We start from the raw sequence: 15,901 nt of genomic DNA on the forward strand, positions 1-15,901 counted from the left end.
CACATAGCGTTTCACCACCAAGACCCCCACACAGCAAGGAGAGGCCATGACGGCACCCCGAAATCGGTTGCTCGGAGCGATCGCGGCGACCGTGCTCACCATCACGCTCGCCGCCTGCTCGACGAGCACCGGTGGCTCCCCCGGCCCCACCAACAGTGACGAGCCCGAAGCGGGAGGAACACTCAAGGTCGCTCTCAACGCCTGGGCGCCGACGAACCTCGACCCCCACCAGCAGGGGAACTCGAATGACCCGCTCATCTTCCGTGCGATCTTCGACACTCTGTTCTGGCAGAAGGAGGACGGCACCTTCGAGGGCTTGCTGGCCGAGTCGTACGACCTCTCCGACGACGGCCGCGTGTACACGATCCACCTGCGACCCGACATCACGTTCCAGGACGACTCGCCGCTCACCGCCGAGGTCGTGCGGCAGAACATCGAGCACATCTTCGATCCTGCGACGGCGGCGCCGCTGCAGGCGTCGTACCTCGGGCCCTACGAGAGCTCGAAGGCCATCGACGACCTGACCCTGGAGATCACCCTCTCCGAGCCGTACTCCGCACTCATCAACGTGCTCTCGCAGGCTTACCTGAGCATCATCTCGGGGAAGCAGCTCACCGAGGCGCCCGAGACGATCGTCGATCACCCGATCGGCACAGGACCGTTCGAGGTCGTCGACTGGCGGGCGGACGAGTCCCTCACTCTCGAGCGCAACGACGACTACGCCTGGGCGCCGGAGTCGGATGCCGGGAGGACGGGCGCTGCCTACCTCGACGGCATCGAGATCAGCTTCGTCGCCGAAGACAGCGTGCGCTACAACGGCCTGGTGGCCGGCGACTTCGATGTCATCGACTGGACTCCGCCGCAGAGCGTGGAATCGGTGCTGAGCAATGACAGCCTCGAGTTCACCAAGTTCGACCGTCCCGGCCACCCGTATTCGCTGTGGCTCAACGAGAACAATGCTCCTCTCGACGACCAGGCGGTGCGGCAGGCGATCTTCGCCGGCCTCGACCGCAAGGCGATCATCGACGCGGTCTCGTTCGGGCAGTGGACGGTGGCGGACGGCTTCCTCGTTCCTTCGACGCCGAACTACGCCGAGAACAGCACCGCCACGTTCACCTATGACGTCGATCAGGCCAACGAGATCCTCGACGACGCCGGCTGGTCCGAGGTCGACTCCGACGGATTCCGCACGAAGGACGGCGAGCGCCTGTCGCTCTACTTCCCCACGACGGGCGACGTGACGCAGGCCAACCAGATCCTCGAGATCGTGCAGGACCAGCTCAAGGACATCGGTGTCGAGGTGCAGATCGACCTGCTCTCGTCGGAAGATCAGCAGGCCCGCGTCGCCGCAGGCGAGCAGGACATCAGCGCCGGCATCTGGACCACGAACACCGCCGACGTGCTGTTCATCAAGTACAGCTCGACCGAGGTCACGACGCCCGAGCGTCGTGGGACCAACCAGACCAACACCGCCGATGCGGAACTCGATGAACTCGTCGCGGCGGCACGGGCATCGACCGACGCCGACGAGATCGCGGATCTGTACGCGCGGGCGCAGGAGCGCCTGACCGAGATCGTCCCCTCGATCCCGCTGCACTACCGCCCCTCGCTGGTCTCGTCGCAGGACGGCGTGCACGGTCTCGCATTCGACCGCGCCTACGGCAACCTCTGGTTCTACAACACGTGGAAGGAGGGCGCGGGTTCCTGACCGGAACCCGTCAGCTCCCCGCCGGGATGCTGCCGCCGGATCACACGACGATCCGCCGGCAGCATCCCGTGCCCATCACCCCTGACCTTCCGCCGGCGACCATCCCCCGGAGCCCCATGACCTCGACACGAACCGCCCACCACGTGGCCGGGTATCTGCGCCATGCGGCGCTGCGCGCCCTCGCCGGCATCGGAGTGCTCTTCGGCGCCATCAGCCTCGCCTTCGTGGCCCTCTACGTGCTCCCCGGAGACCGGGTCTACGCCGTCGTCGGCGGCGCGGAGGTCAGCCTCACCGCCGATCAAGAAGCGGCGATCCGCGAGCAATACGGTTTCGATCAGCCGCTCTGGGTGCAGTACGGCACCTACCTCGGACGGCTTCTCACCGGAGACCTCGGCAGCTCGTATCAGCGCGACCTTGCGGTCGTCGACATCATCGGGGAGCAGCTCGGCCCGACGCTGCAGCTCGCCGGAGCGGCAGCGGTCGTCACGATCGTCCTCACCGTCGCCGTCGCGCTGCTCACCGCGAAGCGTCCGATCCCGCACCGTGTCTCGTCGGTCGTCGAGATCTTCTTCCTGTCGGCACCGGGATTCTGGATCGGCATCGTGCTGCTGACGATCTTCTCCTACTCCCTGCACCTGCTGCCGTCCGTCGGCAGCGACGGCCCCGCGACCCTGGTGCTCCCGGCGCTGATGATCGGTCTGAGCACTGCTCCCGCTCTCATCCAGGTCTTCCGCGGAGCATTGGAGGACGCCCTCGACGAGCCGTTCATCATCACCGCGCGCACACGCGGAGTGAGCGAGGTGACCGTGCGGCTCCGTCACGCGCTGCGCCATGCGCTGATCCCCCTCAGCACGCTCTCCGGCTTCCTGATCGGGGGCCTGCTCGGGGGTGCGGTGATCGCGGAGACGCTCTTCAGCCGGCAGGGCATCGGCCGCGTCCTGGTGACGGCCGCGAACGCGAGCGATGTCCCGCTCGTTCTCGGACTCGTGCTCCTGGCCGCGACCGCCTACGTCGGCGTCAACTTCATCGTCGACCTGCTCTACCCGCTCATCGACCCGCGCATCCGAACGGAGGCACACGCATGAGCGTGACAGAACTCGCCCGACCCAGTCTCGTCCTCGAGCAGATGCCGACCACCCCCGTGGACGAGCACCGCCCTCGGCGGCGCGCCCTCCGCGGATACCCGGTCGGTTTCTGGATCTCCGTCGCCTTCTTCGCCGTCGTCGTGGTCGCGGCCATCGCGCCCGCCGCCCTCGCCCCCTTCGATCCGCTGTCGACCGACACCTCGAACGTCCTCGCGCCGCCGAGCATCGCTCATCTGCTCGGTACCGACGAAGCCGGACGCGATGTGCTCAGCCGCATCATCTACGGCGCCCAGCCGGCGCTGTTCCTCGGCATCGGCGCGACGACCATCGCGCTGGGGATCGGAAGCCTGATCGGGCTCGCCGCCGGACTCGGCAATCGGTTCCTGGATGCGCTGCTGATGCGCGTGACCGATGTGTCGCTCGCGTTCCCCGAGCTGTTGCTCGCTCTGCTCATCATCTCGATCTTCGGCGGAGGGCTGCTCAACACCCTGCTCGCGATCGGCATCGCGGGAATCCCCAGCTACGCCAGACTCGTCCGCGGCCAGACCCTCGCCATCCGCAACGCGGGCTATGTCGAGGCTGCGCGCGGCATCGGTCTCAGCCCCACGCGGATCGCTCTGCACCATGTGCTGCCCAATGCGATCCGCCCGGTGCTCGTGCTCGCGACGATCGGCGTCGGCACGGCGACCCTCGCCGGAGCGGCGCTCACGTTCCTCGGTCTCGGTGTCGCGCCTCCCACCCCGGAGTGGGGATCGATGCTGTCGATCTCACGCAACTTCCTCGAGCGAGCCTGGTGGTACGGCATCTTCCCCGGGCTGACGATCACCGCTCTGGTCGTCTCCACGACCACGATCGGCCGAACACTGCAGCGACGTCTGGAGGGAAAGCGATGAGCCGCCCCCTTCTCGAAGTCGCCGGCCTGCGTATCGCGTTCGGGGGCCACGCGGATCGCCTCGACGTCGTCCACGGGATCTCGTTCTCGATCGACGCCGGCGAGACCCTCGCGATCGTCGGCGAATCCGGCTCCGGCAAGAGCGTCACGGCACGCACGCTCGTCGGGCTCACCGGCCCGGACAGCGGCGTGAGCGCGAAGACGCTGCGCTTCGGCGACCACGATCTCCGGACGGCCTCGAAGCGCACCTGGCGCGGCATCCGCGGAGGCGAGATCGGGTTCGTCCTCCAGGACGCGCTCGTCTCGCTCGACCCCCTCCGGACGATCGGCCGGGAGGTCGAAGAACCGCTGCGCGAGCACTTCGCATGGGACGCCTCGCGTCGGCGCGAGGAAGTGCACGCGCTGCTGCGAGACGTGGGAGTGCCCGAGCCGGAGCTGAGACGCCACCAGCGCCCCCACGAGCTCTCCGGCGGCCTGCGCCAGCGTGCCCTGATCGCCAGTGCCATCGCGGCACGGCCGCCGTTCCTCATCCTCGACGAAGCGACGACCGCGCTCGATGTGACCGTCCAGGCGCAGATCCTCCGCCTGCTCGAACAGTTCAAGGAACAGGGGCGCACGCTCCTGCTGATCACCCACGATCTCGCCGTCGTCTCGCAGATCGCCGACCGCGTGATCGTGATGAAGGACGGAACGATCGTCGAGACCGGCACGACCGCCGACGTGTTCGCCACAGCCGAACACCCCTACACCCGCCGGCTCATCGCCTCGATCCCCTCGCACCGCCCCCGGCGGGCCGCGACCATCGTGGATCGTGCCGCACCCGAAGCCGGGCCGGGCCCCTCGGCCACCGTCGCCGTGGCGCAAGTGGACCACATCAGCCGCACGTTCCGCCTTCCGGGCGGGTCCGAGCTGCGGGCGCTCGACGATGTCTCGTTCACCCTGCACCCGGGTCGCACGCTGGGGCTCGTCGGAGAGTCCGGATCGGGCAAGACCACGGCGGGCCGCATCCTGTTGGGCCAGGAGAGAGCGGATACCGGAGAGGTCCGAGTCGTCGGCACCCGCTGGGCGGATGTCGAGCGACGCGAGCGATCCGCTCTCCGTCAGCGCATCCAGGCCGTGTATCAGGACCCGCTGAGCTCATTCGATCCGCGGCACTCGATCGATCGGATCCTGACCGAGGCGGTCGGGGTGCTCGGCCGCCACGATCGGGCCGGCCGTCGTCTGCGCGTCCGTGAGCTCCTCGACCACGTCGAGCTGAGCGCGCAGCTGCTCGAGCGGCGACCGCTGCAGCTGTCCGGTGGACAGCGCCAGCGCGTCGCGATCGCTCGGGCTCTCGCCCTGGAACCGACGATCATCGTCGGCGACGAACCGGTGTCGGCTCTGGACGTGTCGATCCAGGCGCAGATCCTCGATCTCCTCGTCCGCATCCAGCAGGAGACGCAGGTCGCCCTCTTGCTGATCTCGCATGATCTCGGCGTCGTGAACGCGATCAGCGACGAGGTGCTCGTGTTGAAGAACGGCAAGGTCGTCGAGCACGACTCGGTGTCGAACGTCTTCGACCGCCCGCAGGCCGACTACACGAAAGAGCTCCTCGCGGCTATCCCGCGCATCCACGGCGCTCCCCCGCCCATCTCCCCCACGATTGGAAGCACCACATGACCGCCCCCACCTCGACCGCACCGGTCAGCACCTACCAGCGCCTCGCCGAACGGTTCCGTCCGGTGTTCGCCGAGATCGCCTCCGGCGCGACGGACCGGGAGATCAATCGCACGCTCCCCTTCGAACAGATCCGGCTGCTGCGGGATGCCGGATTCGGGGCCGTCCGCGTGCCCGAAGAGTACGGCGGCGACGGGGCATCCGCGGTGGACCTCTTCCGTCTGCTCATCGAACTCGCCAGAGCCGACTCCAACGTCGCCCACATCTGGCGCGGACACTTCGCCTTCCTCGAGGTGCGACTCACGCATGAGGATCCGGAGTACCGCCGGCATTGGGGGGAGCAGGCCGTCGCCGGCGTGGTCGTCGGCAATGCACAGAGCGAGCCGGGAAGCGGGGCGCCGACCGAGAGCAACACCGTCATCACCGAGAAGGATGACGGCACCCTCGTGCTCAACGGTGAGAAGTACTACAGCACAGGCACGATCTTCTCGGACTGGGCGAACGTCACCGCGCGATACCAGGACCATCACGCCACCATCGCGGTTCCGCTGAATGCCCCCGGCGTCACGATCCACGACGACTGGGTCGGGTTCGGCCAGCGCCTGACCGGTACCGGGACGACCGCCTTCTCGGAGGTCGTGGTCGATTCCGCACACCTCACGGTGTACTCGCCCGGAGCGCGCGATCGGAGCTACATCTCCGGCTTCTACCAGCTCTTCCTTCTCGCCGTGGTGGCCGGCATCGGGCATGCGGCCGTCGACGATGCCGCGGACTACGTGCGCTCGCGCACGAGACCACTGCTCAGCGGGGCGGCGGCGCAGGACGACCCGTTGTCGCAGGCCGTTCTCGGCAGAGCTGCGGGAGCCGCCTTCGCGGCCGAGGCGGCCGTGCTGCACGCCGCACAGCGGATCGACGATGCGTACCGCGCAGCGCTGGACGGCGTCTCGGAGAGGGAGCCCTTCGAGGCGGCCGACGTTGCCGCCTACTCGGCGCAGATCGCCGTGATCCCTCTGGTGCTGTCGGTGACCACGGATGTCTTCGACGTCGGCGGATCGTCATCCGTCGCGCAGAGCCGAGCGCTCGACAGGCACTGGCGCAACGCCCGGACGATCGGCGTGCACAACCCGATAGCCGCGCGACAGCGCGCGGTCGGGCACCGGGTGCTCTTCGACGCACTGCCCGATCCGTTCGCCGAGCGTGAGGCGCGGGAGAGCGGAGCGGATGCCGTGCAGGATGCTGCGTCCGATGATGCCGCGGCCGCTGCCGCGGACGAAAGTGCGACCGTCTCGGAGAGCGAGGGCACCGCGTGAGCGAGCGTGATCGGCCTCTCGTCCTGAGCCTGTTCGAGATGGCATCTCCCGTGCACCTGTCGCACGGGCTGTGGACGCACCCGCTGGATCAGCGTCACCGCGTCGCCGACATCGGGTTCTGGCGAGAGCTCGGCTCCCTGCTCGAGTACGGAACGTTCGACGAGCTGTTCCTCGCCGATGTGCTCGGCGCGTACGACGTGTTCGACGACGGACTCGGCACCGCCGTGCGGGAAGGTTTCCAGATCCCGGCGCTCGATCCCCTCATCGTGCTGGGCGCGCTCGCGGACGCCACCGACCACCTCGGGCTGGTCGCGACGTTCTCGACGACCTACGAGCCTCCTTTCACGTTCGCGCGACGGCTCGCCACGCTCGATCACCTGTCGAATGGGCGCATCGGCTGGAACATCGTCACCTCGTACCTCACGAACGCGGCGAGGAACTTCGGTCTCGCAGATCAGATCGAGCACGACGCCCGGTATGAGATCGCCGACGAGTTCCTCGAAGTCGTGTATCGCCTGCTGCTGCAGTCGTGGGATGACGACGCGATCACCGCCGACCGCGACCGGCGCGTCTACGCCGAGCCGGACGCCGTGCGCTACATCGACCATGTCGGCTCTCGATTCCGCGTGGCCGGTCCCAGCCTGACCGCACCCAGCTCCCAGCGCGTGCCCGTGCTCTTCCAGGCTGGCAGCTCGCTTCGGGGGCTTTCCTTCGCGGCGAAGCACGCGGAGGTCGTGTTCGTCGGCGGATCGACCCTCGACGACATCCGTGCGAACGTCGACGCGATCCGCGCGCAGGCGGCGGAGTTCGGCCGCGATCCCGACACGATCTCCTTCCTCGCGGGCGCGCACGTCGTCGTCGCGGAAACCGAGCAGGCTGCGCGCGAGAAGGCAGCGGACTACGCCCGATATCGCACGCCCCGGGAGGCTCTCACGCAACCTGCCCGCACCCCCGACCTGAGTCGTTACGAGCCGACGGAGCTCGTCGAAGACATCATCCGACGCGAGGATCACGGGTACCGGCTGCTGATCCGGGAGTGGCGTCCGGGGCAGACGGTCGGCGAGCTCGTCGCGAAGGCGGCGAGCTCGCGGAAGGGCATCGCCGGTGACTGGTCGATCGTCGGCGACCCGGTGCAGGTTGCCACCCGGCTCGAGCAGATCGCCGACTACGCCCACCTCGACGGTTTCAACCTGAGCCAGGATGTGAGCTTCGAGTCGGCGCGCGACTTCATCGAGCTCGCCGTGCCGGAGCTGCGGCGACGCGGCCTCGCCCGATCGAGCTATCGCGACGGGGAGACGCTGCGGGAGCGTCTGTCGCGCGACCGGTCCGGAGCCCGCCCGCACCCGACCCACCCCGCATGGCAGGTGTCGTCACCCGTGCGGTGAGCGGCTCAGGAACACTTTCCGTCGGAACTCGAAAACCGGCCGATCCCTGGGCGGACCGGCCGGTTTTCCTGAGTTGTGAACGCGACGCCGCGTTCAGACGGCGAGCAGCTCCCGCTCCAGGCGGGCGAACGACGATTCCATGCCGTCGGCCATGCCAGTGGCGAGGATCATGTCGCGCGTCTCCTTGTCGGGGTACTCGATGAGCACCGTGACGAGGGTCGCGCCGTCCTCCTCGTACAGGTTCAGATCGTTGAGGGTCTCGGTCGGCAGGCCCTGCATCCGCTCGGTGGTGACCGCGCGGCGCGGGGCGTCGATCAGGAGCGCCTCCCCCTCGAAGCCGAACGGCTCCCCCTCGGTGTCGCCGACCGGCGCCCACGAGTTCCGGTACGACTGGCCGACCTCGGTGGCGGCGACGCACTCCGTCATCTCCCAGCCGTCGGGGCCGAGCATCCACTTGCGGATGAGCTCCGGCTCGAAGTGGGCGCGCCAGACCAGCTCACGCGGCCCTTCGACGAGGCGGGTGATGCGCACGTGGGTGTCGTCGAGCAGCTCGACCCTGGTGCCCTTGCCCTGCGCGTATTCGCGGAGGTCTTGCAGCACGGCATCCAGCTGCGCCATCGCCATCTTGATGCCCTCGACCTGGCCCATCTCGACGACCTGCTCGAGTGCATCGACCGAGTCGAAGTGGCTGGTCGTGACCATGCGAGTGCCCTCGTCGGTGGGCTCGAACGAGAACGACATCCGCTGCGCGGGGAAGCCCTCCAGCGGCTTGCCGGACTCGTCGACGAAGGAGTCGATCACCTCGAAGCCGTTCGGCGCATCGATCGAGAGGAACTCCCACGATCCGGATGACTTCTCGCCACGGGGGCCGTTCATCGAGTAGACCGCGCGTCCGCCGACGGTGTGGTCCCAGGCGGTGAAGGTGGCCGGCCATCCGGGAGGACCCCAGAAGCGTTCGAGCTGGCGCGGATCGCTGTAGGCGCTCCAGACCCGCTCGATGGGTGCGGCGAAGTCGGCGACCACGGTCATCGTGAGGTTGTCGGCATCGGTGGTGACGTCGGTGACAGGCATTTCAGTCTCCTTGCTCGTTCTTCTGGGTGTCGCTGTTGTCGGATGGTCCAGACCGAGGCGTCTCGGCCAGCAGGTCGTCGAGCCGGGCGATGCGCGACCGCCACAGCTCTTCGTATCGGGCGAGGAGCGCCCTGGCGCGGGCGATCATCTCGGGGTTCGCGCGGACGAGCCGCTCGCGTCCCTCGGCGCGCTTGACGATGAGGTTCGCGGCCTCGAGCACGGCGACGTGCTTCTGCACCGCCGCGAACGACATCTCATATTCCGAGGCGAGGGTCGACACGGACTGCTCCCGCTCGATCGTCCGGCGCAGGATGTCGCGCCGGGTCGACGTCGCCAGTGCGTGGAAGACACGGTCGACCTCCGCTTCGCTCAGTTCTCTTTGTGCAACCATTTGGTTGTACGTTATGCCTGAGTGGGTCGCGTGTCAAGAGGTGGTCGGGTGTTTCCGGGGCTGCACAGTAAATGCGCCGCTGGTCACGCGATCAGACGAGTGGTCCTCCGGGCCCCTCAGCCGGCCACGCCGCCCATCACTGGCGCCGGCGCTCCGTGCATCTCCAAGACCTCGAGCTGTGCGAGGAATGGGTTGCGCTCCGCCTGCTCGACGTAGCCGAGGACGTCCGTGACGCACTCAGGGCACCAGTGTCCGGCAGTGAGGACCAGCCGCGGGGTCCCCGCGAACTCATGACCGAACGCACAGCGCCACTGCAGCGGCGTGGCGACGTCGCCACGATCAGCATCCGTCGAGAGCAACTCTCCGCCACGGAACGCCGCCGCTTCGACGTAGTCGAGCGAGCCCCATTCCGAGGGATGCTTGGACTCGTCGTACCCGTGGTCGAGGAGTCGCGGCGAGCGGTCGGGGCGCGGCGGCCAGAACGTCGACCAGTCTCCAATGGCCTCCCACTCCTCCCGGGAGCCGAAGAAAGCCGAGACGCCCGCGTCGTCTCCGCGCCGGATGTAGTCCATCGTCCCGCGGGGTTTGTACGCGAGTGGCTTCAACACGAGGTGCTTCACGATCGCCGGAGGGATCAACCCCGCCGAACGCACCGCGCGGGGAAGCGTGGCGACCGCTCGCGCGAGCGCCTCCTTCGGAGTGTCGCGGCGGAACGGCACGAGCGCCTCGAGCCGGTCGGAGTCGGTGTACCACTGCCCGTGGAAGTTGCGGGTGGCGAACCAGTTCCGGTCGTACCACTTGCGAACGTCACCGACTCCCATCGCACCGGAGATCATCGTCTGCAACTGCCAGTTCGTGAGGCGCCATTGCTCACCTCCGCCGATGTTGTGGATGCCGCCCCAGAACTGGGCCGGGACGTCCGGATCACAGGCATTCACGAGGAGCCGCGCGGCGTCTTCCGCGGTGACCCATTCCATGACTCCGCCGAGCGTCGAGTGCGTCATGATCGGGTCGCGGATCTCCAGCATGCCCGGGTGGAAGATGCCGGTCTGGCGCAGCCACGCCCACCTCGGGAGGCCGGAGTCGACGAGTTCCTTCTCCGCGATGATCTTGCTCTGGCCGTACTCGTCGAACTGGGAGACCCGGAGCGGGTCGCCGACCCGCCCCCAGTGGTGCGGCGGCGTCCGGTCTCCGGTCTCCGCGACCGTGCCGATACCGATGACGCCGATCGCCTGCGGGTCCGGCTGCGCCCGTACCGCGCGGATGATGTTGCGGATGCTGCCGACGTTCACCCGATGCGCGAGCTCGGGGTGCTCGTCCGCGAACGGCGACACCACCGCACCCACGTGCAGGATGACGTCCGCGCCGCGAACGCAGCGTTCGACGGCGGCATAGTCGGTGAGATCCCCGAACACGACTTCGAGGTTCTCCATGTCCTCGAACTGACGAATCGCGGCGGCGTCCTTCGCGGAGGGCAGCACGAGGGCGATCACCTCGTAGTCGTCGCCCCGTTCGGCGAACTCACGGAGGATCGCGCGGCCCCAGTTGCCGGCTGCACCCGTCAGGAAGACGCGTCGGCGGCCAGCGCCGCGGGTCACGCGACCGACCCTGCAGCCGCCGGCGCCGCCGCGGAGACGCTCAGAGCGATGAGCTGCTCGAGCGCTTCCTCAGGGATCTCCACACCGGGGAAGCGGGCGAACTGCCCCATCGGCATCGATTCGACCATCTTGAGTGCGTTCGCGTTCGCCTCGGCCGCCGCCTGCTGCTCGGGGGTCGCGTTGTCCATCATGCTCTGCGTGAGCACCGGGCCGACGATCGCATGCCCGAACCACTCCTTCACCGTGGACTCGAGGCTCAGGACGGCTGGGCGCTCGACATCCCCCGCGAGCGGGAGTTCACGGACGGCGACGATCTCGTTCGCCGATCGACCGAGCTCGACGCGATACGTGCCAGGGTCCACCCGCCAGCGCGCAGCGCGCACGTCCCAATGCGCGAATGCGCGACGCTCGAGGGCGAGCGAGACCGTGGCGGACTCCCCTGGCTCGAGCGTCACCTTCGCGAACGCTCCCAGCTCGCGCGCGGGCCGCCGGACGGCCGACGGCGCGGGGGCGACGTAGAGCTGCACCACGTCCGATCCGGCTCGTTCCCCGGTGTTCCGCACGGTCACTCGCACGATCGCCGCGTCCGCGCCCTCCGCCTCGACCTCGAAGGCGTCGACGCCGAAGGTCGTGTAGCTGAGACCGTGCCCGAAGGGGTACCGCACGGCGCGGTCGACGCTGGTGTAGTACCGGTAGCCGACGAAAACGCCCTCGCCGTAGCGGACCACTTCCTGCTCGCCGGGGAAGTTCAGGAAGGCGGGGGTGTCGGCGAGGGCGAGCGGAATCGTCTCGGCGAGGTGCCCGGCAGGGTTCGCTGCGCCCGTGAGGACGTCGGCGAGCGCACTGCCGACCGCCTGACCGAGAGCCCATCCCTCGACGATCGCGTCGACCTTGTCGTGCCACGGTTCCAGCGTGACGACACCGCCGTTCGACAGCACCACGACCGTCCTGCTCGCGACTTCGGCGACGGCCTCGATCAGCGCCACATGTGCCACCGGGAGATCGAGGTGCTCGCGGTCGAACCCTTCGGACTGGTCCTCCTCATAGAGGCCGACGAATACGACCGCCACGTCGGCGGAAGCAGCTGTGGCGCGCGCCTCCGCCCGCAGCCCCTCACTGTCATCGGCGCCGGCACGGGAGTATCCCGCAGCGTAGACGACGTGCTCATCGCCGAGTGCGACGCGTAGCTCATCGAGCGGCAGGTCCACTCTGGTCGGGCTCACGTGCGAGCTCCCGCCACCCTGATACTGCGGCGCCACGGCGAGCTCGCCGAGGACGGCCACGCGCTGCCCTGCACGCAGCGGCAAAGTCTCGTTCTCATTGCGGAGAAGCACGATCGACGCCGCAGCCGCTCGGCGTGCCAGCGCGTGATGAGCGTCGAGATCGAGAGCCGCCATGTCGGCGTCCGCGATGGGCGCGGTCCGCTCGGCGAGCGTCCTCAGTCTCTCGACACTCGCCAGCACGACGGACCGATCGAGTCGCCCATCGCGCACGGCCTGCAGGATCGCCTCGGTGCCCGCGTCGCCTGTCCCCGGCATCTCGAGATCGAGACCCGCAGCCAGGGCCTCGGCCCGGTCCTTGATCGCGCCCCAGTCCGAGACGACGAGGCCGTCGAAGCCCCACTCCTCGCGCAGCAGCTCCGTGAGAAGCCACCGGTTCTCAGAGGAGAAGACGCCGTTGATGGCGTTGTAAGCGCTCATCACCGACGTCGGTGATGCCTCCTTGACGACGCGCTCGAACGCGGGCAGATAGATCTCTCGAAGCGTACGGGCGTCGACTTCAGCGCTGGTGCGCATGCGGTCGGTCTCCTGGTTGTTGACCGCGAAGTGCTTCACCGATGTGCCCACCCCGGCGCTCTGGACACCGCGGACGTACTCGACAGCGAGAGCGCCTGTGAGCCGCGGATCCTCGGACAGGTACTCGAAGGTGCGTCCACCGAGAGGAGACCGCTTGATGTTGATCGCGGGCCCCAGGAGCACGTCTACTCCGAGCGCGCGCGCCTCCCGACCCAGCGCGTTGCCGACTTCCCGCATGAGGGCCGGATCCCAGCTCGAGGCGATGCCTGCACCGGGCGGGAAGCAGGTGGCGGGCAGGCTCTGGTTGAGACCGAGATGGTCGGCCTCGCCACCCTGACGGCGCACACCGTGCGGGCCGTCGGTCAGCACCATGGACCGGATGCCGGTTCCCTCGCGAGTCGACCAGAAGTCCTTCCCGCTGAGCAGCGCGGCCGGTTCGGCGACGCTCTCGTCGTTGGAGTCGGGAGCAGTGTCTGCGTGGGCGTGAATGTCAGTCATGCGTGCACTCCTTGAGTGTTCGAATCGGTCACAGCGCGCTCGAGATCGGCGCGCAATTCTTCGGACGCCCCCGGGATGTACCCGAGGACGATGTCGAGGCTCATCACCGCTGCCTCGGGTGCCGTGCCGTCGATCGGGATCCCCGGCAGGTGCTCCGCGAAGACCGCGGTGACGTCACGCCACACGATCGGGTCGGCGGCCAGCACATTCAGAGAGGTGTCCATCGAGTACTCCGGCCGTTCATCGACGGGCACCTCGTATCTCCACGAGTGGTTGCCGCTGCCGACGGTCTCGGTCAGGGAATCGGGATGAAGCGGCAGCACCACATCGGCGTCCGTGCCCTCCGGCACGACGACGTCCACGGCCATTTCACCGTTCTCGTGACGCCAGGACACGGCGATCTCGCCGTGCACGGTGACGTGGCTGGTCTTTGCGGACGTGAGTCCACCGCCGGGCCGCGGTGCGATCCGGATCCGCCGGTATCCGGGTTCTGCCGCCTCGATGCCGCCGACGACGCGATGCAGCCAGGATGCCACCGCGCCGAGTGCGTAATGGTTGAGCGATGTCATGCCGGAAGGATTGATGGTCCCGTCGGGGCGGATCGAGTCCCACCGCTCCCAGACGGTCGTCGCACCCATGGTGACGGGATAGAGGAACGACGGGCACTCGGTCTCCGTGAGCAGCGCGTAGGCCTCGTCGAGATGGCCGGTGCTGGACAGCGCATCGGTCACGAGCGGGGTCCCGGCGAATCCGGTCGAGATCCGGAATCCGGCCTTCGCGACGAGGCCGGCGAGCTGGTCACCGGCGTGCTGCCGCTGCTCGGGGTCGAGGATGTCGAACACGATGGCGAGGGCGTAGGCCGTCGCGGACTCGTTGACTATCCGGCCCGCTTCAGTCACGTACTCGCGGCGGAAGGCCGCACGCACCCGATCCGCCAGCGCCGCGAAGTGCGCCGCATCCGCCTCCTCACCGAGCAGGGCCGCTGTCTTGGCCAGCTCGCGCGTCGTCTTGCACAGATAGGCGGATGCCACCAGGTGACGATCCGTCTTCCCACCCGCGGGGTTGTCGCTCGGAGCATCGGGATCGAGCCAGTCGCCGTACTGGAACCCGCTCGACCACAGGCCGTGCCTGTCGAGCGACGGCTCGACGCTGCGGATGAATGCGGTCATCGACGGGTAGGCACGACGCAGGATCTCCAGGTCGCCGTACTCCTGGTAGAGGACCCACGGAAGGCTCACCGCGACGTCAGACCACAATGCGGTGGGCGAAGATGGCGTCGACAGCACATCCGGTACGACCCACGGCACGAAGCCCTTCTCGCGCTGCTCGGCGGCGAGATCTTCGAGCCACGAGCCGAGAACCCCTCGTACGTCGTAGAGGAACGCGGCCGTCGGTGCGAAGGCATTGAGGTCCCCGGTCCAGCCCAGACGCTCGTCCCGCTGCGGGCAGTCCGTCGGTACGCCGACGAAGTTGTCACGCATCGACCACACCACGTTCTCGTGCAGACGATTCACCAGCGGATCCGACGTCTCGAACCAACCGGTGCGGGTCATGTCGCTGTGCACCACAACCGCACACAGGTCATCTGCCGCGAGTTCGCCGGGCCAGCCTTCGACGTCGACGTAGCGGAACCCGTGGAACGTGAATCTGGGCTCGAACGTCTCAGATTCGTCTCCGCGAACCGTATAGACGTCGGTCGCCTTCGCCGTGCGGATGGTCTCGAAGTCGAGGTCGCCATCGGTGAGCGTCTCGGCATGCCGAACGGTGATCGTGTCGCCGGATGCCGCGCGCACGGTGAAGCGCACCCAGCCCGAGATGTTCTGACCGAAGTCGATGACCGTGCGTCCGCGCGGACTCGTGGTGATCGCGATGGGTGCCAGTTCCTCGACTCGCCGGATCGGCTCAGCGGTCGTCTCGGCCAGGGCATCGAGCGGCCACTCGAACAGCTCAACCTGCGACCAGGCGCCGTCATCGAATCCCGGTTCGCTCCACCCCGACGGTTCGAGCCGGGCATCGACGACCTCGCCGTCGTAGATGCTCGACCTGACGAGCGCACCAGTCGATGCACGGAACGCCTCGTCCGTCACGATCGTCTCCACCCGATCCGGGTACTCCAGCACGAGCTCCGCCCAGAGTGCGGGCCGATCGCTGTAATGGTTGCGCTTGCTCTCCCAGCCGAGCCGCCCGAGCGCCCAGCCTTCGCCCACGATGGCACCGAGCGCGTTCTCGCCGTCACGGATGAGCGCGGTGACGTCGTGGCTCGAGACCGCGAGGCGGTGCCGATACGACGTCCACCCCGGTGCGAGCACCTCGTCTCCGACTCGGCTGCCATTGAGCCAGGCCTCCACGACACCGATCGCAGTGATTCGCAGCGTCGCACGCCGCAGCCCGGCGGATGCATCGAACGCCCGTCGGAAGTACGGCGCCGGGTCGCCCTCGCGACCGCTCTCGCCGGCGGGTGTGATGAAGCTGGGAATGGTCATGATCGGTCTCTCCTCGAGATCTCGTTGG

The 15,901-nt window shown here is 68.2% G+C and carries 11 protein-coding genes; 6 read left to right on the plus strand and 5 right to left on the minus strand.

What is annotated here, in order from left to right:
* Positions 1-46: 46 nt before the first annotated feature.
* The 6 genes from ACIOTO_RS05445 (at position 47) to ACIOTO_RS05470 (ending at position 8,036) form a co-directional block, all read left to right on the plus strand.
* Positions 47-1,708, plus strand: coding sequence for an ABC transporter substrate-binding protein (locus ACIOTO_RS05445; protein WP_400856939.1), 1,662 nt, complete (start codon positions 47-49; stop codon positions 1,706-1,708).
* A gap of 116 nt (positions 1,709-1,824) precedes the next feature.
* Complete coding sequence (locus tag ACIOTO_RS05450) at positions 1,825-2,793, plus strand: ABC transporter permease (RefSeq protein ID WP_400856941.1); 969 nt, start codon at positions 1,825-1,827, stop codon at positions 2,791-2,793.
* Positions 2,790-3,686, plus strand: coding sequence for an ABC transporter permease (locus ACIOTO_RS05455; protein WP_400856943.1), 897 nt, complete (start codon positions 2,790-2,792; stop codon positions 3,684-3,686). Before ACIOTO_RS05450 ends, ACIOTO_RS05455 begins: the two co-directional genes overlap by 4 nt.
* Positions 3,683-5,344 (plus strand): dipeptide ABC transporter ATP-binding protein, encoded by a 1,662-nt coding sequence (locus ACIOTO_RS05460; protein ID WP_400856944.1) that lies wholly within the window; start codon positions 3,683-3,685, stop codon positions 5,342-5,344. Before ACIOTO_RS05455 ends, ACIOTO_RS05460 begins: the two co-directional genes overlap by 4 nt.
* On the plus strand, positions 5,341-6,651 hold the full coding sequence (locus tag ACIOTO_RS05465) for an acyl-CoA dehydrogenase family protein (protein ID WP_400856945.1): 1,311 nt from the start codon (positions 5,341-5,343) through the stop codon (positions 6,649-6,651). Before ACIOTO_RS05460 ends, ACIOTO_RS05465 begins: the two co-directional genes overlap by 4 nt.
* 38 nt (positions 6,652-6,689) lie before the next feature.
* Positions 6,690-8,036 (plus strand): NtaA/DmoA family FMN-dependent monooxygenase, encoded by a 1,347-nt coding sequence (locus ACIOTO_RS05470; protein WP_091033294.1) that lies wholly within the window; start codon positions 6,690-6,692, stop codon positions 8,034-8,036.
* A 93-nt stretch (positions 8,037-8,129) separates the two neighbouring features.
* Here ACIOTO_RS05470 and ACIOTO_RS05475 read toward each other — a convergent pair whose 3' ends face one another.
* From ACIOTO_RS05475 to ACIOTO_RS05495, 5 genes are all read right to left on the minus strand, one after another.
* Positions 8,130-9,107, minus strand: a complete 978-nt coding sequence (locus ACIOTO_RS05475) for an SRPBCC domain-containing protein (RefSeq protein WP_400856946.1) — start codon at positions 9,105-9,107, stop codon at positions 8,130-8,132.
* Position 9,108: 1 nt separating this feature from the next.
* On the minus strand, positions 9,109-9,498 hold the full coding sequence (locus ACIOTO_RS05480; RefSeq protein ID WP_262003018.1) for a metalloregulator ArsR/SmtB family transcription factor: 390 nt from the start codon (positions 9,496-9,498) through the stop codon (positions 9,109-9,111).
* A gap of 116 nt (positions 9,499-9,614) precedes the next feature.
* A complete protein-coding gene (locus ACIOTO_RS05485; RefSeq protein ID WP_400856947.1) occupies positions 9,615-11,096 on the minus strand; it encodes an NAD-dependent epimerase/dehydratase family protein in 1,482 nt (493 codons plus the stop codon).
* Positions 11,093-13,390: a glycoside hydrolase family 3 C-terminal domain-containing protein gene (locus ACIOTO_RS05490; RefSeq protein ID WP_400856948.1), complete on the minus strand. Its 2,298-nt coding sequence runs from the start codon at positions 13,388-13,390 to the stop codon at positions 11,093-11,095. The genes ACIOTO_RS05485 and ACIOTO_RS05490 overlap by 4 nt, the downstream gene beginning before the upstream one ends.
* Entirely contained in the window at positions 13,387-15,873 is a 2,487-nt protein-coding gene (locus ACIOTO_RS05495) for a family 78 glycoside hydrolase catalytic domain (protein WP_400856950.1), read from the minus strand. The genes ACIOTO_RS05490 and ACIOTO_RS05495 overlap by 4 nt, the downstream gene beginning before the upstream one ends.
* Between the last annotated feature and the right edge of the window lie 28 nt (positions 15,874-15,901).

It is taken from the genome of Microbacterium sp. NPDC087592, from assembly GCF_044743585.1.
Classification (GTDB): domain Bacteria; phylum Actinomycetota; class Actinomycetes; order Actinomycetales; family Microbacteriaceae; genus Microbacterium.

Excerpts from the sequence above, each read along its gene's own strand:
- ACIOTO_RS05445 (WP_400856939.1), top strand. The coding sequence starts at position 47 with ATGACGGCACCCCGAAATCGGTTGCTCGGAGCGATCGCGGCGACCGTG.
- ACIOTO_RS05450 (WP_400856941.1), top strand. The coding sequence starts at position 1,825 with ATGACCTCGACACGAACCGCCCACCACGTGGCCGGGTATCTGCGCCAT.
- ACIOTO_RS05455 (WP_400856943.1), top strand. The coding sequence starts at position 2,790 with ATGAGCGTGACAGAACTCGCCCGACCCAGTCTCGTCCTCGAGCAGATG.
- ACIOTO_RS05460 (WP_400856944.1), top strand. The coding sequence starts at position 3,683 with ATGAGCCGCCCCCTTCTCGAAGTCGCCGGCCTGCGTATCGCGTTCGGG.
- ACIOTO_RS05465 (WP_400856945.1), top strand. The coding sequence starts at position 5,341 with ATGACCGCCCCCACCTCGACCGCACCGGTCAGCACCTACCAGCGCCTC.
- ACIOTO_RS05470 (WP_091033294.1), top strand. The coding sequence starts at position 6,690 with ATGGCATCTCCCGTGCACCTGTCGCACGGGCTGTGGACGCACCCGCTG.
- ACIOTO_RS05475 (WP_400856946.1), bottom strand. The coding sequence starts at position 9,107 with ATGCCTGTCACCGACGTCACCACCGATGCCGACAACCTCACGATGACC.
- ACIOTO_RS05480 (WP_262003018.1), bottom strand. The coding sequence starts at position 9,498 with ATGGTTGCACAAAGAGAACTGAGCGAAGCGGAGGTCGACCGTGTCTTC.
- ACIOTO_RS05490 (WP_400856948.1), bottom strand. The coding sequence starts at position 13,390 with ATGACTGACATTCACGCCCACGCAGACACTGCTCCCGACTCCAACGAC.
- ACIOTO_RS05495 (WP_400856950.1), bottom strand. The coding sequence starts at position 15,873 with ATGACCATTCCCAGCTTCATCACACCCGCCGGCGAGAGCGGTCGCGAG.